A 20,882-nucleotide genomic window follows, 5' to 3' on the forward strand; every position below is an offset into this window, starting at 1 on the left:
AGGATGCAACACAACTAACTCCCCGGCAATCAGACTCCTGCAACCCTTGACACCGCCTGCCATCCTGTTTACTCTATGGCCACGGTTGATTCTTGATGAGGAGTGTTTCTCTGATGGCTGGCTCCAAGACGTTTGATGTGACCGAAGCGACTTTTCAGCAGGAAGTACTGGAATCGGATCTGCCGGTGCTGGTGGATTTCTGGGCGGAGTGGTGCGGCCCGTGCAAAATGATCGAGCCGCATGTGATGGCCCTGGCGGAAGAATATGAAGGGCGGATGCGCGTTGGCCGGATGGACGCGGACGCCAACCCCAATGTGCTGATGGATCTGGGCATCATGGGCATCCCCACGCTGATCCTGTTCAAGAACGGCCAGCCGGTCGAACGACTGACGGGATATATGCCCAAAGAGCGGATCATCGGCAAGCTGGAACCGCACCTGGACTGACGCGATCTGCCTGTCGCAGGCTTTTGCTGGCAGGCGCAGCGCAGCCCCGGCCAACCGGGCTGCGCTGTTTTGTTGTCTGCTGGCAGTCCGTTGCCGCGATGTCGCCTCCTTATTTTGGGGGCGGGGGCCGCTGTCGGGTGTAATGGCTGTGCCTTGTGCAGATTAGCCTAAGAAATTCATCCGAACAGGCTGCGCCAGGGTGCTTGGAGTTTTAGGCGGATTCCTTGTACACTGATAAATGTCAGGCCGTTAGTTCCGTCGACGCCACAGGCCTGGCAGGATCGTATTCGCGCAGCAGGAGGAGAGGGAAGCACAGATGGCACGCAGATCTGCAGTGGTCCTGATTGTGGCGGCCGCCATGCTGCTGGCTGCAACAGGCGGCTTTGCCCAGGGTGAGGAATTTGTCTTCGGTATGGTTCTTGTCGGGCCGCGCAACGATCATGGCTGGAGCGAGGCCCACTATACCGCCGGGCAGTATGTCGAGCAGCAGGTGCCCGGTACGCGGATGGTCTTCTTTGAGAGCCTGAACCCCGCTGATGCGCCAGAAACCACCCTGGAGCAGGTGGTGGAGGAGATGCTGGCTGAAGGGGCCAAGGTGATCTTCACCACATCCGACGAATTCGAGGAAGATACGCTGTTTGTGGCTCAGAAGTATCCGGACACCATCTTCGTTAATGTTTCCGGCGATGACGCCCTGACTGGGGAAGCGCCCGCCAACCTGAGCAATGTGATGGGCAACATGGAACTGGGTAAGCAGATTGCGGGCTGCGCTGCGGCGCTGGCCACCGAGACTGGCAAGCTCGGTTATCTTGGCCCGCTGATCAACTTTGAAACCCGCCGTCTGGCTGCCAGTGTTTACCTGGGCGCTCGTTACTGCTACGAGCATTATCGCGGCGGCGATCCTGACGACCTGAGCATGACGGTCACCTGGATCGGCTTCTGGTTCAACATCCCCGGCGTGACCCTTGACCCGACTGAGGAGACGCAGCGCTTCTTTGATGGTGGGGCGGATGTCGTGATCAGCGGCATCGATACCACTGAGGCGCTGGTGGTCGCCGGTCAGCGAGCTGCAGAAGGCGCAAAGGTGTGGGCGATCCCCTACGATTATGAAGGCGCCTGCGCGGGTGCGCCGGAGGTCTGCCTGGGCGTCCCGTACTTCAACTGGGGCCCGGCGTATGTCCAGGTTGTTGAGGCTGTCAAGAACGGCACTTACGAGCAGTTCTGGAACTGGAACCCGCCGTACTTTGAGGACATCAGCGACAACGACAAGACGGCGGTCGGCTGGGTTAATGGCGACGCCCTGACCGAGGAACAGGCCGCCCAGCTGGATGAATTCATCGCCATGCTGGCAGAGACTGATCCCGGTGTCCTGACGGCGGAGAACATCGACGACGAAGGCAAGCAGATCGGCCTGTGGGTGGGGCCGCTGGCGCTGCAGGATGGCACGGTGCTGGCTGAAGAAGGCGAGATTGTCCCGCCGCGCTCGGTCTGGTACCTGGAGCAACTCCTGCAGGGTATGACGGGCGATAGCTCCGCGCAGTAGCGATCACAGGGTTCGAGAGGAGGGCGACCACCTTCGCGGGTGGTCGCCCTGTTTAGGCGGAGCGCGCCCCCGCCCGGCTGGCGGCGCATGTTCCTCCAGGAGTCGCGATGAGCGTTGAGGTACGCCATATCCACAAGACCTTTGGATCAGTCCACGCGAACGACGACATTTCCCTCACTTTTGCTGACGGGCGCATCTACGGCATCCTTGGCGAAAACGGCGCCGGCAAATCCACATTGATGAAGATTCTCTCCGGCTTTTACCTGGCCGATAGCGGGCAGGTGCTGATCGACGGCCGGCCCGTCCACTACGATACACCGCGCGGCGCCATCGAGGTTGGCATTGGGATGCTGGCTCAGGACCCGCTTGATGTCGGCCCCCTGACCGTGCTGGAGAATTTCGTCTACGGTCAGCCGGTTGGCCCACTGCCGGACTGGCAGGCCGCCCGCCGCCGCTTTACCGAACTGGCTGACCGGCTGGGCTTCAAGCTGGAACCCGATATGCCGGTCGAGCACCTGAGTATTGGCCAGCGGCAGGAACTGGAGATCGTCCGTCTGCTGGCCCTGGGCGTGCGGGTGCTGATCCTGGACGAGCCGACCACCGGTATCTCTGCCGAGCAGAAAGGCATCCTGTTCGCTTCCCTGCAGCGGCTGGCGCGGGAAGACGGCCTGACCATCCTGTTTGTGTCCCACAAGCTGGAAGACGTGCTGGAGTTGTGCGACGAAGTGGCCGTGCTGCGGCTGGGACGGCTGGTCGGGACGGTAGTTCTGCCGGTGACTACTGCCGAACTGGTGGCCATGATGTTCGGCCAGGTGCTGGCCCCGCCTTCCCGGAGGGCGGTGACGCCGGGTGATACGGTTCTGGAAGTACGGGACCTGTTCATGGCCAGCGAGCGTGTGGTTATGCGCGATTGCCAGGTCTGTGTGCGGGCCGGCGAGGTTGTCGGGCTGGCCGGGCTGGACGGCAGCGGCCAGCAGTTGCTGACACGAGCCTGTGTCGGTCTGGCCCGTCCGCTGGGCGGGCGTGTGATCATTAACGGCGTGGATATGACCGGCCGGCCGTACCGCGATTTTCTGGCGGCGGGGGTGAGCTTTGGCGCGGCGGGCCGCCTGGAAGAAGGACTGGTCGCCGGTTTGACCCTGGCCGAACACTTCATCCTCACCGACGCAGGGCAGGGCTGGTGGATCGACCGCGAGCGCGGGCAGCGGATTGCCAAGGAACGGATCGCCCATTACCGGATCATGGGGCGGCCCGACAGCCCGATCGAGACGCTTTCCGGCGGCAATCAACAACGGGTGCTGATGGCCCTGATCCCACCTGCGCCGCGTCTGCTGGTGCTGGAGCATCCGACTCGCGGCCTGGACGTGGAATCGGCACGCTGGATTTGGGAGCAAATCCTGGCTCGTTGCGCTGCTGGCACTGCCGTGCTGTTCACATCTGCCGATCTGGATGAACTGGTGACCTACAGCGACCGGATTCTGGTCTTCTACGCCGGGCAGGTTACTGAAGTGCCCGATGCCCGATCGGTCACCGTAGACGAACTGGGGCACCTGATCGGCGGCCAGCGGGTGGGGGAGGAGACAGGACGATGACGAGGAGTTCGTTGCTAGGACAGCGGGCGCTGGCGCTGGGCATCGGCCTGGCCTCGATTGCCGTTTCGCTGTTGCTCACCGCGCTGATCATCCTGGCGGTGGGCGCTTCCCCGCTGGAAGTGTTCAACAAGGTGACGGAAGGCATTGGCCTGACCCCGACCGGCCTGGATATAGTGCGCTTCTCCGGTGTGGTCAACTTCTGGATTCCGCTGATGTTTGTCTGCACTGGTCTGCTGGTAACCTTTACGGCCGGACTGTGGAATATCGGCGTGGAAGGCCAGATGATGTTCGGCGCGGTGTGTGCAACCTGGGTGGCGCAGGAGGTTTTTCTGCCGACGGTTATTCAGGTGCCGCTGGAGATGCTGGCGGCAGCACTGGGTGGGGCGTTCTGGGCGGCGCTGACCGGCCTGCTTAAGACACGGGGCGGTGTGCATGAGATTTTCGGCGGCGTGGCCATGAACAACCTGGCAAATATCTTCAGCATCTACCTGATTTCCGGCCCCTGGGGCAACCAGGGCGGGCAGGCGACGCCGCCCTTCCGCCCTGAGACGCTGCTGCTGCCGATAAGCAGCGAGTTTCGGGTCAGCGCAGCGGCGCTGATCGTGATGGTGGTCGCTTTTGGCGGGATATTCCTGGCGCTTTCCGGGACGCGTTGGGGGCTGGAACTGAAGGCGCAGGGACACAGCCAGCGGTCGGCCCTGCTGCTGGGCGTGCCGGTAGAGCGCAATGTGCTGCTGGCGATGGCGCTATGCGGCTTTATGGCCGGGCTGGCCGGATCGGTGCGCGTGCTGTTCACGTATGGCAATCTGCGCCCGCTGGTTAGCGGCGGGATTGGCTTCCTGGGGCTGCTGGTGGTGCTGTTGACCGGGACACGGGCACTGTGGGCGCCACCGATCGCCTTCTTCTTCGCGGCTATTCTGGGCGGTAGCACGCGCCTGAAGATCGCTCTGCAGCTTGATCAGAGCCTGGCCGGGGTGGTGCAGGGCATCCTGGTGCTGATGGTCATCCTGGCTAACGGTGTGCGCGGGCGGCTGCACGGCAGACATCCGGTACAGGCCCCTGAAGCAAGCGCAAGTCTGGAAGCGGAGGAGGCAGCGATTCATGGATAGCGAACTGGCCCGCGTTCTGGGGTCTGTGGTGGCCAATGCCACGCCACTGGTGATCGCCAGCCTGGGCGAAACCATCACCGAACGGGTTGGCGTGATCAACCTGTCGCTGGATGGCAGCCTGCAGCTGGCAGCGATGGTGGCTTTTGTGGCCGCGTATGCTTCCGGCAATGCTATGCTGGGGCTGGCGGCGGGACTGATCGCCGGGCTGCTGGTGGCGCTGCTGATTCTGTTCTCCAACATCGCGTTGCGGCAGGATCAGGTGGCGGTGGGGTTTGTCCTGACCCTGCTGGCCGCCGATCTGGCGCAGTTCCTCGGCCAGAACTATACCCGTATCCCCGGCCCAACCTTCCCGACCATACCGATCCCGCTGCTCCGCGATATCCCCTTCCTGGGGACTGTGTTCTTCAACCACAACGCGCTGGTGTACTTTAGCTTCATTCTGCTGTTTACTACGTGGTTTGTCATGTACCGGACGCGCTGGGGGCTGGCGTTGCGTGCGGTCGGGGAGCGCCCGGCGGCGGCCTTCGCCCGCGGCACGAACGTGACGCGCACGCGCTACCTGTACACGGCCATCGGCGGGGCACTGGTGGGTGTGGCCGGGGCCAGCTATTCCCTGGCGATCAAGGCTGGCTGGGCTAACCCGGCGGTGATGCGCGGCGACGGCTGGATCGCCCTGGCGATCGTGATCTTTGGCGGCTGGCACCCGCTGCGTGTCGCCTTCGGCGCATACCTGTTCACCGGCCTGCGTGCGCTGGCCAGCACCATCCAGCAGACGACCGAATTCCCGCTGGTGCTGGTCAATGCGGTGCCCTGGGTGCTGATGATCCTGACTCTGTTGCTGGTCTCCAGCGGTCTGGTGGACCGGCTGATGCTACTCTCACCGCCCTGGGCGCAACGGTTGTTGCGCAACTTCCTGCGCTCGGCCCCGCCGGTGGCGCTGGGCACGCAGTTCACACGGGAGTGATTCAACGGAGCCGCATTTGTTCAGCGGGGCTGGCAGAATCACCGGGCGGCGGTCAGGTTGGCTGCTGGCCGCTGCTCTTGTTATGGGGGCGCGGATCGGGCTATAATGATTTGTACATTTGTTCTGATCGTGCGGGGAGAGGTGTGGGTGGCATGTTGACCCTGGAGGGCAACTGGATCGCCGCCGAGCGCGATCACCGCTATCGGCGCACACCGGAGCGCCGGGTAAGGAGCATCGACGACGCTGAGGTATTCATCAACGAGGTCGGCTTTGCGTTCCTGTGGCCGATCAAGGGGGTGGAGGCGCCCAATCTGTTTCAGGCGATCGCCGGGCGGGAGCGCGATGTGCCGATGGCCCACGACGATCCGGACAACAACCTGTGCTGGGGCTGGAAGGATCAATCGCTGGGCGGACGGCGCTGGTACTATGCCAAGTTGTTGCGCCGCAAGGCCACGCTGATCGCCCCGCGCCTGTAGGCGGCCTTCTACGCGCTGACCCGCAACTACGGCGACCTGCACGACTACCTGGAGCAGGTGCGCGACGGCGTGATGACCCACGAGGCCCGTCTGATCTACGAAGCGTTGCTTGACCTGGGGCCGCTGGGGACGGTGGCGCTGCGCAAGGCAACTGGCATGGCCGCCGAGGCCAACAAGACGCGATTCGAGCGCGGGCTGGTGGAGCTACAGATCGATATGAAAGTGCTGCCGGTTGGCGTGGCGGAGGAAGGCGCGTGGCGCTATAGCTTTATCTACGATATCCCCATGCGCCGCTACCCGGAGCTGCCGCTGCAGGCCCGCCAGATCGGGAGCGCGGAGGCGTGGCGGCTGCTGGTCGGCGCATATGTCGACGCCGTGATTGCTGCCACGACCCGCCAGATCGCCCAGATCTTCCACATTTTTGAGCCGACCACCCGCGAACTGGAGCGCGCGCTAGACGCTCTGGCGGCCGCCGGGCGGATTGAGCCGGTCCGCCTGCCCGGTGGGAAGGCAAGCACTCCAACCGGTTGGGTCTCCACTGCCGCGATCAGGGTTAGCTAACGCCCGGCTGTCGTGCTCGTTGTTGCGGGCTATTCGTCGAACAGCGCGCCGACGCTGCGACCCTCATGGGCGCGGATGATCACCTCCGCCAGCAGTGGCGCGACCGAAAGCACAGTCATGTTGGGCAGCCGCTTTTCCTCCGGGATGTGCACCGTGTTGGTGGTGATGATTTCCTTCAGTTCCAGCTGGCGCAGACGTTCCACGGCCGGGCCGCTGAGGATGGCGTGGGTGAAGGCGAGGTAAATGTCCTTGGCGCCATGCTTGCGCAGGACTTCCACGGCATTGACCACGCTGCTGCCGGTATTGACCTCATCATCCACCAGGACGACGTTGCGGTCGCTCACATCGCCGATTAGCGCCAGAAGCTGGGGTTTTTCCTTGTTGTCCGAACGACGCTTTTCCACGAAGGCCAGCGGGCAGTTGAGGCGGTTGGCGTAATCGCGGGCGCGCTTGGCAAAACCCAGGTCAGTCGTGCTGACGGCGACGTTGGGGATATGGCGGTCGAGCAGGTAGTCGCTGAGCAGGAAGAACGCCGTAAGCACGTCGCCGGGGATCTTAAAGAAGCCCTGAATCTGGCCAGAGTGCAGATCGATGGTGATGTAGCGATCTGCCCCGGCGGTTTCGATCAGATCGGCGATCAGGCGGGCGGTAATCGGGACACGTGGCTGATCTTTCTTGTCGGAACGGGCGTAGGTCAGGTAGGGAATAACCACGGTGATCCGGCCAGCCGAGTCGCGCTTGAACGTGTCGATCATGATCAGCATTTCCATGATATTGTCGCTGACTGGCGTGCTCATCGACTGTACCAGGTAGACATCCTGGCCGCGGACGCTTTCCTCCAGCTTGACGAAGATGTTCTCGTTGGAGAACATGGTGCGGGTGTAGTTGCCCGGCTCCAGGCTAAGGTATTCGCAGATTTCGCGGCCCAGTTCCTGGCTGGCCGATCCACAGAATAGCTTGATTTCGCCGTAGAGGTTGCTCTCGTGACGCGGTTGATACTTACGATAGAACTTGGTTCCGGGGACTTTTTGCGCCCTGCCAATCATCGGATTCGCTGCTCCTCCACCATGTGAGAGAAGGTGTCATCGGTTTCTGAGTAAATAGTCAACGGCGCTGGCCGGGTCCAGTTCACGCCTGACCAGGCGTGCAATCAGGGACTGCAGGCCGCCGGGATCGATCTGCTGCAACAGTCTGTCCAGTAAAGCGTCGCGCAGGCGGCTGGCTAGCTCTGCTTCCAGCCGGGTTCGTTCCCGGTCGGCCAGCTGGCCGCTGCGTTGCAGGTGGTCGCGGTGCCGGTCAATAGCAGCGGCCAGTTCGGCTACGCCGGTGCCGTCTGTAGCAATGGTCTGGATGATCGGAGGCCGCCAGCCGTCCGGTTGCCCATTGTCTGACGGCGTCACAGCGGGCAATAGCTGACCATGATGCCAGCGCCGGGGCGGGCGCTCCGCCCCCAGGTCGAGCATCGTCTGCAGGATGCGCACCGTGTTCAGGGCGTCGGGGCGATCGGACTTGTTGACGACGAGGATATCGGCGATCTCCAGGATGCCAGCTTTGATCGCCTGGATGTCGTCCCCCAGGCCAGGCGCCTCCACGACCAGGGTAGTTTGCGCCTCGTAGGCGATGTCGACTTCGCTCTGGCCAGCGCCGACTGTCTCAATGAGAATGATGTCAAAGCCGGCAGCGTCCAGCGCCCGGATGGCATCCGCGGTGGCGCGGGCCAGCCCGCCCAGACTGCCGCGAGTGGCCATACTGCGAATGAAGATACCAGGGTCCCCGGCCAGGTCAACCATCCGGATACGGTCGCCCAGGATCGCACCGCCGGAAAACGGGCTGGTGGGATCGACGGCGATGATGCCGACCGTCTGGCCGCGAGCGCGGTAGAACCGGGCCAGGGCGCTGACCAGCGAGCTTTTGCCCGTGCCGGGTGCGCCGGTCACGCCGATCAGCGCCGCCCGCCCGGTGTGGGAGTACAGCGCGGCCAGCGCCTCCTGCGCCTGCGGGGTTTCGTCCTCTATGGCGGAGAGAAGTCGGGCCAGCGCCCGCCGGTTGCCCGCCAGAAGCTCGGAGACCAGGGTGGTCATGGCCGCTCCGCAGGGGCCTGCATGAAACGCTCGATGTCAGCGATGATGGTGGCCATACTCGCACCGGGGCCGTAGATTCCGGCGACACCGGCGGCCCGCAGCGCAATGCTATCTTCTTCCGGGATGATCCCGCCCACGATGACCTTCACGTCTTCCAGACCGGCCGAGCGCAGCAATTCCAGGATGCGCGGCACCAGCACCATGTGCGCGCCGCTGAGGATGCTCAGGCCGACAACATCCACATCTTCCTGCAGGGCAGCCTCGACGATCATCTCCGGTGTCTGGCGCAGGCCGGTATAGATGACTTCCATCCCGGCGTCGCGCAGGGCGCGGGCAATGACCTTGGCCCCGCGATCGTGGCCGTCCAGGCCCGGCTTGGCGATCAGCACGCGGATCTTGCGGCTGGGCATAGCAGTTGCACCCCCGGTCATGACCAAATAAAAAAGCGGCTACCCGTAGCCCCGCTAGTCGGGTCTGAACCACGCAACAAATACAAAAACCAGAGCATTTTCCCGGTCACCGGGGCAGTACTTTCCTGCAGGTGATAGCCTGGCATTCAATCCGTACCTATTATAGCGGGTTTCAGGGCTGCTTGGAACCCGCCGCATTCTCTCAAGGCAAATGCGACTCAGCGAAACGAGCGGGCGTGAGCATGCCGAGTGAGAGATGGGGGCGCCGGTGGTGATAGTAGTCGAGAAAAGCATCGGCATACTGCTGGGCCAGCTCCAATTCATCGCCCCGGAACTTGAGAGCGCCAAACTCCTCACGGCGCAGCGTGCCGTTGAAGGCTTCAATGAAAGCCTGTTCGTTCTTCTTGTAAGCCCGCGCGATACGATGCTGATCCGCCCAGCGATGCATGCCCTCAGCGCACTCGGCTTTGAATTCTGACCCGCCATCGGTTTGCAGGAGGGACACGCGCCCGAATACCGCCATCAACTGCTCCAGGGCAACCCGGCCATCGGCGGCCTGTAAGGAGGGGCGCATGACAATCGCCGCTTCGCGGGTGAAGGTGTCAATCGCCGTGTAGGCGTACACCTCCCCCAGGTTGACGGTATCGACCTGCACCACCTGGCGCGGTCCGGTGGCACGCTGCACCGGCGCACCCTCGGGCTGGCGGTGATGCTTGCGTAAGACCAGATGGCGCTTGAGAATGCGATAGACCGTGCTGCGGCTGAGGTCAATGCCTTCCTGCGCCAGCACGTACACGACCTTCTCCCCGCAGCAGTCGCGATACTCCCGCCGGATACTCAATACCCGCTGCACCACATAGCCCGGCGTCTTGCGACTCGGCGTCCTTTCTTCGCCTGCTTGAAATAGGCCACATAGCCCCGAATGCCCCGCATCCGAATGCCTTTGAGCCAGCGATAGATCGTCGCCCGATGCTTCCCCAGCTGCTCAGCAATCTCATCCACCCTGTGCCCGACTCTCTTCAATTCCCATGCCACTTGAATCTGTGTTATAGTGTCCATCGTGCGGCTCCTGTGATTGGGTTGTTTGTCTCGCAACCACAACAACTTTATCACGGAGTCGCATTTCTATTGAGAATACTGCGCCCGCAGTAGCGCGGCAATGCAGGCGGTGAGCGCAAGGCGCAGATAGCGGGGAAGAGGTCGTCCGCTGGTGGAGAGACGAGGGTGATACCCCTCAGCGGTTCCCCTGCCCTCTCCTATAGCGTTTGCCGCCTGGGTTGCTGACCGGCCTTGCCCGTACGTTAAGGCTGGTCCGATAGCCGGTCGCAGCGGGGCTGTGCTAAAATGAGGCCGGATTGACCGGTGGCCTGCCATCCGGAGCTGTGGTGCGCATGATTGATAGGGGTTGACGGAGCTTGTCCACACTGATGCAGACGACAGGAGCGATCACAGGACGACGAGTAAGAGTCACCGCCGGTCGTGCGCTGGCGCTGGTGATGCTGGCTGGCACGGCGGCGCTGTTGATCGTCTACGCTGTGCTGGCGGTGAACTGGCAGCGTAGCCCCTACCTGGGTGTGTTGCTGGCCCCGGACGGGACAGTCGCGCCGGCCTATTCGCTGGCCCAGGTGCCTGCGCCGGCGGAAGCGGCCAGCCTGCGAATCGGCGACCGGGTCATAGCCATAGCGGATCAGACCCTGCTGCCGGATCACCGCAGCGTTCGCGACTGCTTGAGCGCTGCGCTGGCCGGTCATCAGCCCGGCGACGCCATTCCGCTGGTCTTCGAACGCCCGGTTACCATGGATGAGCCGATCCCGGCGGGTTGCACCGGCAACAGCGGCGTTCTCCGCTGCACTGTGGCCGTGACGTTGACGGTGTACCCGGCGGTTGATTTCGTCGTCCAGTTCGGATTGAGCTGGCTGGTGGGGCTGGCGGCCCTGGGCACGGCTGCTGTAGTGGTGGCACGGGGATGGGGGCGTGAGGCGGCCCGTCTGGTGGCACTCATGCTCATGGTACTGGCGGTTGTTTCAGCCGGGGTCTTTGACCTGCAGACGGCGCGCCAGCTTAGCCCGCAGGTTACACCGCTGGTGCTGACCCTGCTTGGCGGAGTGCTGCTGGGGCTGGCGCTGAATTTTCCGGCCCGGCTGTCCATCGTGCGCCGCCGTCCAGCGGTGCAGATCATCCCGGTGCTGGCGACGCTGGTCGTGGCGCTGGTCCTGTTCGCTTTGCCGGAGGGCGATCTGGGCGGGCGACTGGCGACCGGCGCTGGCTGGGCGGTGGCTGGTGTAGTCGGCTTGGCGGGGACGCAATGGTGGCGGATGCGGCGGGCCATCTCCCCGACGCTGCGCAGCCAGAGCGCGCTGGTGTTGCTCAGCCTGTTGCTGGCTCTGGTTCCAGTCCTGGTATGGGCGCTCAGTGTCGGGCTGCGGTTGAGCTTCTTCAGGCAAAGCCTGGGTTTTCATATTGCGCTGGTGACGCCATTCCTGCTGCTTCCGCCTGCGGCGATGCTCTACGCGCTGGCCCAGGATGTTTCGGCACGCGGTGATCGCCTGATCAGCCAGAGCATCGTCTATGGTACGCTGGCGCTGCTGATCACGCTGGGCTACGGCCTGCTGGTGACCGGCGTGACCCTGCTGACCGGCTCTGTAGTGCAGGTCAACAATCCGCTGGTCGTTGCCGCGACGCTCTTTCTGGCGGCGGTGGCGTTCGGCCCGTTGCGCAACATGCTGGAGCGACAGGTGGAGCAAGCTTACTACCGCACCCGGCGCCGCTACCGGGAGCGCGTAGAGCAACTGGGACGGGACCTGACCCATGCAACGTCACTGGGCGAGATTGTGGCGGCGATCCGCGCCCAGATCGACTCCACGCTGGCGCCCACCCACAGCTTTCTGTTCTTCCCCCATGATTCGCTGGCCCAGCTGGTAGCTTATGGCGAACCTTCCCCGGAGACCGATATCCGCTTCGCCCTAGGCAGCCCGTTGTTGCGCTTTCTGGCAGCCCGCCAGGAAGCCCTGTACCTGGACACCGATGATGGTCTGCCGGCGGAGGCGGTCAGTGAGCGCTCGCGGCTGGCCGTGCTGGGTGCGCCGGTGCTGATCGCATTGCGGGGGCACGAGCGCCTGAGCGGTCTGCTGGCTGTAGGGCCGCGCCGGAGCGGGGAGCGCTACACCTTTGACGATCTGGCTTTCCTGCAGTCGCTGGCCGACCAGGCCGCGCTGGCAGTAGAACGTGTTCAGGTGGTGGCCAGCCTGGAACAGCGCATGCGGGAGATGAATGTGCTGGGGCAGGTGGCTCAGGCGGCCAACTATGCAACGGACTTTGACCAGCTGCTATGGCAGCTCTACAACCAGATTAACCTGCTGGTCAGGGCACCGCACTTTGTCATTGCCCTGCGTGATCCCAATACCGACGAGCTGTACTACGCGATCGTGGTGGAAGAGGGCCAGCGGCGGGCGGAATACGAAGGTATTCGCTGGCGGATGGGGCGCGATCTGCTCAGCGAGATTGTCCGTGGTGGGCAGCCAATCCGCCTGGAGGACTACGGGGCAGAACTGCAGCGGCGCGGACACAGCGCTCCATATGACAACACGGATCTGAAGGCCTGGATCGGCGTGCCGCTCAGCGGGCCAGCCGGGCCGCTGGGGGTGATGAGTGTGGGCAGTCGCGGCCCCGGCCTGACTTACAGTGATGAACAACTGCGTGTTCTGTGGCAGGTGGCCGATCAGGCCGCGGTCGCCATCGACAAGGCGCGGTTGTTCCGGGAAACGGAAACGCGTGCCCGGCAATTGACGGCGCTTAATGAGATCAGCCGGGAACTGGCAACAGTGTTTCATGATAGTGAACGCCTGCTGGAACTGATCACCGAGAGCGCAGTGGAGATTCTGGAGGCGGAGGCCGGCTCGCTGCTGATGGTTGTCCCCGACACCCAGGAGCTGGAATTCAAAGTGGTGATTGGCAGCCAGGCCCAGTCGCTGGTTGGGACGCGCCTGCCACCGGGGACAGGGCTGGTGGGCACAGTCGCCGACCGCGGCGAGCCGATCATCGTCAATGACGCTACCCGCGACCCGCGCTGGTTCTCCGGCGTGGATCGCAACCTGGATTTCCGCACCTCGACCGTGCTGGCTGCGCCGCTGATCGGCAACAGCGGCGTGATCGGTGTGCTGGAGGTGATCAACAAGCGGGATGGTGGCGTGTTTGTGGAAGACGATCGGCGGTTGCTGGTGGCGTTCGCCGGGCAGGCTTCGATCGCCATTGAGAACGCCCGCCTGTTCCAGATGACTGACGAGCAGCTGGCGGCCCGCGTGGACGAACTGGACACCATGCAGCGGATCGACCGCGAGTTGAACGAAACGCTCAAGCTGGAGCGTGTCATGGGCATCACCCTGGAATGGGCGATGCGGGAAAGCGCCGCCACCGCTGGCGCGCTGGGCATGCTGGTGACTGAGCCGTATGGCCTGCGGGTGATGGTGCACCAGGGTTACCCGCCGGAGACTTTTGCTGGAGACCGTCTGTGGCCGCTGGAGCGGGGCTGCCTGGAACGGGTGGCCCGCACCGGCCAGCCGGAGGTGGTTTCGGATGTCCTGCTGGATGCTGAGGGAACGGCGATTCTGCCGGGTGCGCGTTGCCAGATGGTGGTGCCGCTCTTCAGTGAGGGGCAGGTGAGCGGCCTGATCCTGCTGGAGAGCGTGGAGGAAAACGCCTTCAGCCTGCTGCACCTGGACTTCATCTCCCGTCTGGCCGAACACGCTAGCCCGGCCCTGGCCAACGCTATCCTGCTCTCGCAGCTTGAGCAGGCCAACGAAGCCCGCAGCGAATTCGTGGGCTTTGTGGCTCATGAACTGAAGACGCCCATGACCAGCATCCAGGGCTTTGCTGACCTGTTGCTGGGCGGCGTGGTAGGACCGCTGAACGAACAGCAGAAGCGCTTCCTGAGCACGATCCGCTCCAATATTGAGCGCATGAACACGCTGGTCAGCGACCTCAATGACGTGACCAAGCTGCAGACCAACCGGATGTCGATGGACAAAACGGCCATCGATTTCCGGGAAGTCGTGCTGGAAACGTTGCGACCCCTGCAGAACCAGATCGATGGTAAGCAACAGACCGTTCGCCTGGAACTGGCCAGCGCACTCCCTTTGATCTGGGCCGACCAGAACCGTATGATCCAGGTTCTGACCAACCTGATTACCAACGCCAACAAGTACACGCCCGCCGGTGGCGAGATTGTGATTCACGCCGCGCCATCCCGCAATCACTGGGATTCTACCGGCGCGCCGGAAGTGCTGCACATTTACGTCAAGGATAACGGGATCGGCATCAGCCAGGAAGATCAGGCCCGGCTCTTCACGCCGTACTTCCGTACCACCAACCCGCAGGCCATGGAACAGCCGGGCACCGGGCTGGGGCTGGTCATCGTGCGCGGCATTGTGGAGCAGCACGGCGGGCGTATCTGGGTGGAAAGCCAGCCGGGCCAGGGGTCTACCTTCCACCTGACCGTCCCGCTGGCTTCCGCCGTCCCGGAGGCGCAGGCCCGCGTCAGCTGACTCCGCTTACCCCGGCGGCCCGCTGCGCCGTGATTGGTCCAGCGGGCCGCTTTTGATTCGCCGTCTGGGGCGGATCATGGTGCAGGCCCCGCCGGGAATGGCAGGGCCTGCGGTGGGAGGGAGAAGCGTCGGCTGGACGGCTGTCAGCCGATGGTCGCTACCGGGATCTGCGGCAGGCTGGCCTGCGCCCGCTGGACTTCCTCAACCGGGTATTCATAGTCTTCCAGTTCGCCGTTGAGATAGGCCTGGTAGGACGACATGTCGAAGAAGCCATGCCCGCTCAGGTTGAAGAGAATCACGCGCTCCTTGCCCTCAGCCTTCGCTTCCAGCGCCTGATCGATGGCGGCGCGGACGGCATGAGCGCTCTCCGGGGCGGGCGTGATGCCCTCGGCGCGGGTGAAGGTCACCGCCGCCTCAAAGACCGGGTTCTGGTGGTAAGCGACGGCCTCGATGATGCCCTGTTCGTGCAACAGGCTGACCAGCGGGGCCATGCCGTGATAGCGCAGGCCACCAGCGTGGATGCCCGCCGGGACAAAGCCATGGCCAAGAGTGTACATCTTGACCAGTGGCGTCATCTGCACGGTGTCGCCGAAGTCGTAGGCGTAGACGCCCTTGGTCATGCTGGGGCAGGCCATCGGCTCAACAGCCAGGAAACGCGCCCGGCGGCCGTTGGTCAGATGCTCCCGGATGAACGGGAAGAGCAACCCGGCCATGTTGCTGCCGCCACCGGCGCAACCAATCACGATGTCCGGGTAATCGTCAGCCAGGGCCATCTGTAGCAGGGCCTCCTCGCCGACGACCGTCTGGTGCAGCAGCACATGATTGAGTACGCTGCCCAGACTGTACTTGGTGTCGGGGTTCTTGGCGGCGACTTCTACCGCCTCGCTGATGGCAATGCCCAGGCTGCCGGGGCTATCGGGGTCTTCCGCCAGGATCTTGCGCCCGGCATCGGTCAGGTTCGTGGGGCTGGCATGGACTTTCGCGCCGAAGGTTTCCATCAGACTGCGGCGGTAGGGCTTCTGATGGTAGCTGACCTTGACCATGAAAACCTCAACCTCGATCCCGAACATGGCCCCGGCCATCGCCAGCGATGATCCCCACTGGCCCGCGCCGGTTTCGGTAGCGATCTTGCGGATGCCTTCCTCACGGTTATAGAAGGCCTGGGCAATGGCCGTGTTGGGTTTGTGGCTGCCAACCGGGCTGGCGCCCTCGTACTTGTAGTAGATGCGGGCGGGGGTATCCAGCGCCTGTTCCAGCCGCCGGGCGCGGAACAGCGGCGATGGCCGCCACTGACGATAAATGTCCCGCACTGGCTCCGGGATTTCGATGTAACGCTCGGTGCTGACTTCTTGCAGGATCAGCGCCATCGGGAAGAGCGGGGCCAGGTCATCCGGGCCGACCGGCTGGCGGGTGGCAGGATGCAGGACAGGGGCGGGTGGTACGGGCAGGTCGGGGACAATGTTGTACCATGCCCGCGGGAGCTGGTCTTCGGTCAGGACGTATTTGACGTGCTTCTTGTCAGGCATGAGGTTCCTCCTCCGGTCCAGAAGCGGTGTGGCGAAAAACGCGCTAGGCGTGTGGGCCGCGCCGGAGACCTTGCACAGTAGCGGCACTCGCCCGGCATGGCGACCCATGACGAGGACGAGTGCCGTACAGACAGTGGCCCGGCCCCGTGCAACGCGTGACCGGAAACAAAAAGCCCATCCTCAGTAAAGAGGACGGGCCTGCCTGACGAACCCGCGGTGCCACCTCGCTTGGGATCAATCGCCCGATTGACCCCCACTCTTGGCCGTATAACGGCGGCTAACCCGGCGCGGGATTCTCCCCCGCGCGACTCCCCGGCCCATTCGGCGCTCGCTCGCACGCCGGCCCTTGCAGCCCATGGAGCCTGGCTCTCTGGGAGGAGCGTGGCGCTTACTCTTCCGGTTCACAGTCGCTGATCTATGCAGTTGAAAACATGATAGCCACCTGTGCGGGGTCTGTCAAGCAATTGGCGGGACAATTCGGATTGAAAAGGGAAAGAAAAGCGCCGGGGAAGGGGGGATTTCCCCGGCGCATAAACGGACTACGTCAATGCCTTAGATCAGCAGGCTCATCGGATTCTCGATCAGCTTCTTCATTTCTTGCAGGAAACGGGCCGCCTCTGCGCCGTCGCTGATGCGATGATCAACGCTAATGGTGACCTTCATGCGCCAGCTGACGCCAAGCGTTCCATCAGGCTGCACGACCGGCACCTGTTTGGCCGCACCAATGGCCAGGATGCCGGCCTCCGGCGGGTTAATGATGGCGATGAACTGGTCGACGTCATACGGCCCCAGATTGCTGATGGTGAAGGTGGCGCCTTCGATCTCTTCTGGTTTGACCTTGCCATCGCGGGCACGGGCGACCATGTCCTTGTTCTGGGCGGCCATGGTGCCCAGGGCGGTTCGGTCGGCGTCGCGGGCGACGACGTTGATCAGACCCTCCTCCAGCGCAACAGCAATACCGATATGGATGCGCTTGTGGCGGACGATCCGGTCGCCGTAGAAGTGGCTGTTGAGGTTGGGGAACTTGCGCAGCGTCAGGGCGGTCGCTTTGACGATCATGTCGTTGACGCTGATCTTGGCTGCGCCTTCCTCCAGACTGGCGTTAAGCTGCTGGCGCAGCTTGAGCAGCGCCTCGACGTCCATCTCTGTGGTGACATAGAAGTGTGGAACCTGCTGCTTGGCTTCGACCATGCGCCGTCCAATGCGACCGCGCAGTTTGCTGGTCGGGATGACCTCGATATCGGGGCCTTCCGGCAGGGGGCCGAAAGATGGCGGCGGTGTGACCGGGGCGGCGGAAGGCGCGGCTGCGGGCGCCACTGCGGGCGCCGTTACCGGTGCGGGAGCAGCCTTCGGCAGGGCAGCGGGAGCCTGCACGGGTGCGAACCCTTCAACATCACGCCGGACGATCCGTCCGCCGGGGCCGCTGCCCGGAATCTGGCTGAGGTCAAGACCTTTATCCCTGGCGATGCGGCGGGCCAGCGGGCTGGCCTTGACGCCGCCGGGCAGTTGGCCGTCGCCTGCTTTCACCTGCACCGCTACAGCGGGTTGAGTCGGGGCCGCGGCAGGAGCTTCCGCCGGGGCAGGTTCGGGCGCTACTTCAGGGGTTGGCCTGGCGGCAGGGGCGGCGCCTGCCGTCGCTTCGCCAGGCTCGCCGACCAGGGCGATATCCGTGCCGACCGGGACAACGTCACCTTCGTTGACCAGGTGCTTGAGGATGGTGCCGGAGGCGGTGGTTTCGATCTCGATGGTGGCTTTGTCCGTCTCGATCTCAGCGATGACATCACCCTTGTTGATCGGATCGCCGACCTTCTTCACCCAGCGCACCAGCGTACCTTCTGCCATGTCAAAGCCCAGCTTGGGCATCTGAATGGTTTCGGCCATTAGAGCACCTCTTTCACAGCTTTGACGACTTTCTGCGCGTCGGGCAGGGCCATCAGCTCGATGTTAGCGGCGTAGGGCAGCGGCTGATCCATGGCGCTGACGCGCCTGACCGGCGCATCCAGGTAGTCAAAGACCTGCTCCTGTAACTGGGCCGCTACTTCCGCGCCGACATTGAACATCGGCAGCGATTCTTCCACAATGACCGCCCGGTTGGTCTTTTTGACACTCTCAAAGACCGGCTCCAGGTCCAGGGGGCGCAACCAGCGCAGGTCGATGATCTCCGCTTCGATGCCTTCCTGGGCCAGCATCTCCGCCGCCTGCGTCGACCATTCCAAGCCCTTCTGGTAAGTCACGATGGTGACATCTTTGCCAGTGCGCTTGATGTCGCTCTTGCCGATCGGCAGAAGGAAATCCGGGTCGTCCACAGGGACAGGGCTGCGGCGCTGGAGCATGGTTGAATGCTCCACAAATAGTACCGGGTTGTCATCACGGATGGCGGCCTTGAGCATCCCTTTGGCGTCGTAGGCTGTGCCCGGCACAGCCACATACATGCCGGGGAAGTGAGCGAAGATCACCTCCGGCGCATGGGAGTGGGTGGCGGCGAGTTGCTTGCCGCCGCCGGTTGTCGTCCGGATAACTAGGGGGACAGTGAACTGGCCATTGAACATGTAACGCACCTTGGCCATGTGGTTGACGATGGCGTCCATGGCGACAAAGGCGAAGTTGATGGTCATGATCTCGGCGACCGGGCGCAGACCAGCCATCGCCGCGCCAACAGCAGCCCCGGCGATGACCATCTCGGAGATGGGTGTATCGCGCACGCGGCGGGCGCCAAACTCGTCCAGGAAGCCGCGGGTCACCGCATAAGTGCCGCCCCAGACGCCGACTTCCTCGCCCATGATAAAGACACGCTCGTCACGCAGCATCTCTTCCCGTAGGGCGCTGCTGAGCGCCTCACGGATGGTGATGATTTTCTCGGTCATTCCGCTCACTCACCTTTATGCGTACACAAAGCTGACCAGGTCTTCGTAGGTCGGCTCGGGGCTGTTCTCAGCAAATTCTACCGCTTCGGCGATCGTGGCCTGGACTTCGCGCTCGATCTCGTCCAGCTCAGGGAGCACGTTCTTGAACTTGCCGTCCAGGTAAGTGCGGAAGTGCCCGATGGGATCGCCTTCAGCGTAGCGGGCAACCTCATCCTTGCTACGATAGCGCTGCGGATCGCCCATGCTGTGGCCCTCAAAGCGGTAGGTCAGCGATTCCATCAGGATCGGGCCATGTTTGGCAGCGTAGGCGATGGCCTCGCTGACGGCCTCATGGACGGCCAGCACATCCATGCCGTCGACGCGCGGTCCTTCCCGCATGCCGTAGGCGATGGCCCGCTTGACCAGCTCCGGTTGGCCGGAGGCGCGTTCAACAGCGGTGCCCATGCCATAGCCGTTGTTCTCGATCAGCCAGACGACGGGCAGGTCCCACACCGCGCTCAGGTTGAGCGATTCGTGGAAGTAACCGATGTTGGTTGCGCCGTCGCCCATCAGGGCGACCACGACCTCGTCCTGCTCCAGGTAGCGGGCCTTCAGGGCAATCCCGGCGGCCAGCGGCAGGTGCCCGCCGACGATGCCATGCCCACCCCAGAAGCGCTTCTCGCGGTCAGCCAGGTGCATGGAGCCGCCCTTGCCGCCGCTGGTGCCGGTGCGCTTGCCGAGCATCTCGGCCATCACGCGCCTTGGCTCCATGCCCTTGGCCAGGGCGATGCCATGATCGCGGTAAGCAGTAATGATATGGTCATGGTCGCGCAGGGCGCTGACGACGCCGACCCCGGTCGCTTCCTGGCCGATGTACAGGTGAAGGAAACCGCCGATCTTGCCCTGCTGATAGAGTTCAGCGCACTTCTCCTCGAACCGCCGGATCAGTACCATCTGGCGGTACCAGTCTATCAGGGTGTCCTTTTTTGGTGCTGCCATAATGCTCCTCAGTTCACACAAAAATGGCGTTGTGCCAAACGCCGGTAAAGAACCAGGCCAAACCCGGTTGGGGAGTGCTCATGAGTGGCCATGCCGCTGTGTCCGGGTCCTGGCGGGGTTTCCCCGGCCAGCCGTACCTGCGCCGGGTAGCGCCCGGAACCATGACTGAAGTTTACCGTAAGGCCGGACTGCTTGGCAACCAGACCGGTCGAATTTATCGATTTCTAAGCCGCCATGCCGTTGAAGCTTCCCATACCGTTGTTTACAATCGGGCGTGTTTGCCTGGAAGTGCATCTTTTTCTTCTTCCGAAGGAGCAGTTAGATGTATCTACTCCTGTTGTCCCTGCACTCAATTGTGCGCTGGGTTGTCCTGATTGCTGGCGTGGTGGCCTTTGCTGTGGCGTTACGGGGCTGGCTGGGAAAACGCCAGTGGACGCGGCTGGATGACCGGCTGGGACTGGTCTTCACCTCAGCGCTGGATACCCAGTTGCTGCTGGGACTGCTGCTGTATGTTGTCAGCCCGCTGATTCGGGCCATTTTTGCCGACTTCGGTGCAGCAATGGGCGTAACCGGACAGCGCTTCTTTGCCCTGGAGCATGCCCTGTTGATGGTGATCGCAGTTGTGCTGGCGCATGTAGGCCGCGCTCGAATCCGTCGCGCTCCGGACTCAGCGGCAAAGTATAAACAGGCGGCGCTGTTCTTCGGTCTGGCCCTTGTGCTGATCGTGCTAGCGATACCCTGGCCGTTTGCGCCTGCCGCGCGACCACTGTTCCGGCTTCAGATCGGGTAGGT

The 20,882-nt window shown here is 63.3% G+C and carries 18 protein-coding genes; 9 read left to right on the forward strand and 9 right to left on the reverse strand.

Features of this window, described 5'->3' with window-relative positions; translation table 11 throughout:
* Positions 1 to 113: 113 nt before the first annotated feature.
* From trxA to HPY64_04545, 7 genes are all read left to right on the forward strand, one after another.
* Entirely contained in the window at positions 114 to 446 is a 333-nt protein-coding gene (trxA, locus tag HPY64_04515) for a thioredoxin (GenBank protein ID NPV66391.1), read from the forward strand.
* 316 nt (positions 447 to 762) lie between these two features.
* On the forward strand, positions 763 to 1,989 hold the full coding sequence (locus HPY64_04520; GenBank protein NPV66392.1) for a BMP family ABC transporter substrate-binding protein: 1,227 nt from the start codon (positions 763 to 765) through the stop codon (positions 1,987 to 1,989).
* A 107-nt stretch (positions 1,990 to 2,096) separates the two neighbouring features.
* Entirely contained in the window at positions 2,097 to 3,581 is a 1,485-nt protein-coding gene (locus HPY64_04525) for an ATP-binding cassette domain-containing protein (protein ID NPV66393.1), read from the forward strand.
* Positions 3,578 to 4,690 (forward strand): ABC transporter permease, encoded by a 1,113-nt coding sequence (locus tag HPY64_04530; protein NPV66394.1) that lies wholly within the window; start codon positions 3,578 to 3,580, stop codon positions 4,688 to 4,690. Before HPY64_04525 ends, HPY64_04530 begins: the two co-directional genes overlap by 4 nt.
* Positions 4,683 to 5,654: an ABC transporter permease gene (locus tag HPY64_04535; protein NPV66395.1), complete on the forward strand. Its 972-nt coding sequence runs from the start codon at positions 4,683 to 4,685 to the stop codon at positions 5,652 to 5,654. The genes HPY64_04530 and HPY64_04535 overlap by 8 nt, the downstream gene beginning before the upstream one ends.
* A 152-nt stretch (positions 5,655 to 5,806) precedes the next feature.
* The gene (locus HPY64_04540) at positions 5,807 to 6,130 is read left to right on the forward strand and encodes a hypothetical protein (protein NPV66396.1); all 324 of its coding nucleotides are present in this window, start codon (positions 5,807 to 5,809) and stop codon (positions 6,128 to 6,130) included.
* A gap of 69 nt (positions 6,131 to 6,199) precedes the next feature.
* Positions 6,200 to 6,691: a hypothetical protein gene (locus tag HPY64_04545; protein NPV66397.1), complete on the forward strand. Its 492-nt coding sequence runs from the start codon at positions 6,200 to 6,202 to the stop codon at positions 6,689 to 6,691.
* A gap of 29 nt (positions 6,692 to 6,720) precedes the next feature.
* On the opposite strand, the gene HPY64_04550 is transcribed toward HPY64_04545, so the two are convergent.
* The 5 genes from HPY64_04550 to HPY64_04570 all read right to left on the reverse strand — a co-directional run bounded on the left by HPY64_04550 (position 6,721) and on the right by HPY64_04570 (position 10,241).
* Positions 6,721 to 7,737: a ribose-phosphate pyrophosphokinase gene (locus HPY64_04550; GenBank protein ID NPV66398.1), complete on the reverse strand. Its 1,017-nt coding sequence runs from the start codon at positions 7,735 to 7,737 to the stop codon at positions 6,721 to 6,723.
* Positions 7,738 to 7,773: 36 nt separating this feature from the next.
* Positions 7,774 to 8,772, reverse strand: coding sequence for a methylmalonyl Co-A mutase-associated GTPase MeaB (gene meaB / locus HPY64_04555; protein NPV66399.1), 999 nt, complete (start codon positions 8,770 to 8,772; stop codon positions 7,774 to 7,776).
* Entirely contained in the window at positions 8,769 to 9,182 is a 414-nt protein-coding gene (locus tag HPY64_04560) for a cobalamin B12-binding domain-containing protein (protein NPV66400.1), read from the reverse strand. Before HPY64_04560 ends, meaB begins: the two co-directional genes overlap by 4 nt.
* Positions 9,183 to 9,384: 202 nt before the next feature.
* Positions 9,385 to 10,023, reverse strand: a complete 639-nt coding sequence (locus tag HPY64_04565) for a transposase (protein ID NPV66401.1) — start codon at positions 10,021 to 10,023, stop codon at positions 9,385 to 9,387.
* Positions 10,020 to 10,241: a helix-turn-helix domain-containing protein gene (locus HPY64_04570; GenBank protein ID NPV66402.1), complete on the reverse strand. Its 222-nt coding sequence runs from the start codon at positions 10,239 to 10,241 to the stop codon at positions 10,020 to 10,022. The genes HPY64_04565 and HPY64_04570 overlap by 4 nt, the downstream gene beginning before the upstream one ends.
* Positions 10,242 to 10,609: 368 nt before the next feature.
* Between HPY64_04570 and HPY64_04575 the strand changes: the two genes are divergently transcribed.
* Complete coding sequence (locus tag HPY64_04575) at positions 10,610 to 14,722, forward strand: GAF domain-containing protein (GenBank protein ID NPV66403.1); 4,113 nt, start codon at positions 10,610 to 10,612, stop codon at positions 14,720 to 14,722.
* 143 nt (positions 14,723 to 14,865) lie between these two features.
* Here HPY64_04575 and HPY64_04580 read toward each other — a convergent pair whose 3' ends face one another.
* From HPY64_04580 to pdhA, 4 genes are all read right to left on the reverse strand, one after another.
* Positions 14,866 to 16,248 carry a TrpB-like pyridoxal phosphate-dependent enzyme gene (locus tag HPY64_04580; protein ID NPV66404.1) on the reverse strand — a complete coding sequence of 461 codons (1,383 nt, stop codon included), beginning with the start codon at positions 16,246 to 16,248 and terminating at the stop codon, positions 14,866 to 14,868.
* Positions 16,249 to 16,800: 552 nt separating this feature from the next.
* Entirely contained in the window at positions 16,801 to 18,129 is a 1,329-nt protein-coding gene (locus HPY64_04585) for a 2-oxo acid dehydrogenase subunit E2 (GenBank protein NPV66405.1), read from the reverse strand.
* Positions 18,129 to 19,112: an alpha-ketoacid dehydrogenase subunit beta gene (locus tag HPY64_04590; protein NPV66406.1), complete on the reverse strand. Its 984-nt coding sequence runs from the start codon at positions 19,110 to 19,112 to the stop codon at positions 18,129 to 18,131. Before HPY64_04590 ends, HPY64_04585 begins: the two co-directional genes overlap by 1 nt.
* Before the next feature lie 15 nt (positions 19,113 to 19,127).
* Positions 19,128 to 20,090, reverse strand: coding sequence for a pyruvate dehydrogenase (acetyl-transferring) E1 component subunit alpha (pdhA, locus tag HPY64_04595; GenBank protein NPV66407.1), 963 nt, complete (start codon positions 20,088 to 20,090; stop codon positions 19,128 to 19,130).
* Between the two features lie 322 nt (positions 20,091 to 20,412).
* On the opposite strand from pdhA, the gene HPY64_04600 reads away from it, so the two are divergent.
* Positions 20,413 to 20,880: a hypothetical protein gene (locus tag HPY64_04600; protein ID NPV66408.1), complete on the forward strand. Its 468-nt coding sequence runs from the start codon at positions 20,413 to 20,415 to the stop codon at positions 20,878 to 20,880.
* Positions 20,881 to 20,882 lie beyond the last annotated feature (2 nt).

The organism is Anaerolineae bacterium, from assembly GCA_013178165.1.
In the GTDB taxonomy this organism is placed as follows: Bacteria; Chloroflexota; Anaerolineae; order Aggregatilineales; family Ch27; genus Ch27.

Excerpts from the sequence above, each read along its gene's own strand:
- meaB (NPV66399.1), bottom strand. The coding sequence starts at position 8,772 with ATGACCACCCTGGTCTCCGAGCTTCTGGCGGGCAACCGGCGGGCGCTG.
- HPY64_04525 (NPV66393.1), top strand. The coding sequence starts at position 2,097 with ATGAGCGTTGAGGTACGCCATATCCACAAGACCTTTGGATCAGTCCAC.
- HPY64_04580 (NPV66404.1), bottom strand. The coding sequence starts at position 16,248 with ATGCCTGACAAGAAGCACGTCAAATACGTCCTGACCGAAGACCAGCTC.
- HPY64_04600 (NPV66408.1), top strand. The coding sequence starts at position 20,413 with ATGTATCTACTCCTGTTGTCCCTGCACTCAATTGTGCGCTGGGTTGTC.
- HPY64_04535 (NPV66395.1), top strand. The coding sequence starts at position 4,683 with ATGGATAGCGAACTGGCCCGCGTTCTGGGGTCTGTGGTGGCCAATGCC.
- HPY64_04575 (NPV66403.1), top strand. The coding sequence starts at position 10,610 with ATGCAGACGACAGGAGCGATCACAGGACGACGAGTAAGAGTCACCGCC.
- HPY64_04520 (NPV66392.1), top strand. The coding sequence starts at position 763 with ATGGCACGCAGATCTGCAGTGGTCCTGATTGTGGCGGCCGCCATGCTG.
- pdhA (NPV66407.1), bottom strand. The coding sequence starts at position 20,090 with ATGGCAGCACCAAAAAAGGACACCCTGATAGACTGGTACCGCCAGATG.
- trxA (NPV66391.1), top strand. The coding sequence starts at position 114 with ATGGCTGGCTCCAAGACGTTTGATGTGACCGAAGCGACTTTTCAGCAG.
- HPY64_04550 (NPV66398.1), bottom strand. The coding sequence starts at position 7,737 with ATGATTGGCAGGGCGCAAAAAGTCCCCGGAACCAAGTTCTATCGTAAG.
- HPY64_04540 (NPV66396.1), top strand. The coding sequence starts at position 5,807 with ATGTTGACCCTGGAGGGCAACTGGATCGCCGCCGAGCGCGATCACCGC.
- HPY64_04590 (NPV66406.1), bottom strand. The coding sequence starts at position 19,112 with ATGACCGAGAAAATCATCACCATCCGTGAGGCGCTCAGCAGCGCCCTA.
- HPY64_04530 (NPV66394.1), top strand. The coding sequence starts at position 3,578 with ATGACGAGGAGTTCGTTGCTAGGACAGCGGGCGCTGGCGCTGGGCATC.
- HPY64_04570 (NPV66402.1), bottom strand. The coding sequence starts at position 10,241 with ATGGACACTATAACACAGATTCAAGTGGCATGGGAATTGAAGAGAGTC.
- HPY64_04585 (NPV66405.1), bottom strand. The coding sequence starts at position 18,129 with ATGGCCGAAACCATTCAGATGCCCAAGCTGGGCTTTGACATGGCAGAA.
- HPY64_04560 (NPV66400.1), bottom strand. The coding sequence starts at position 9,182 with ATGCCCAGCCGCAAGATCCGCGTGCTGATCGCCAAGCCGGGCCTGGAC.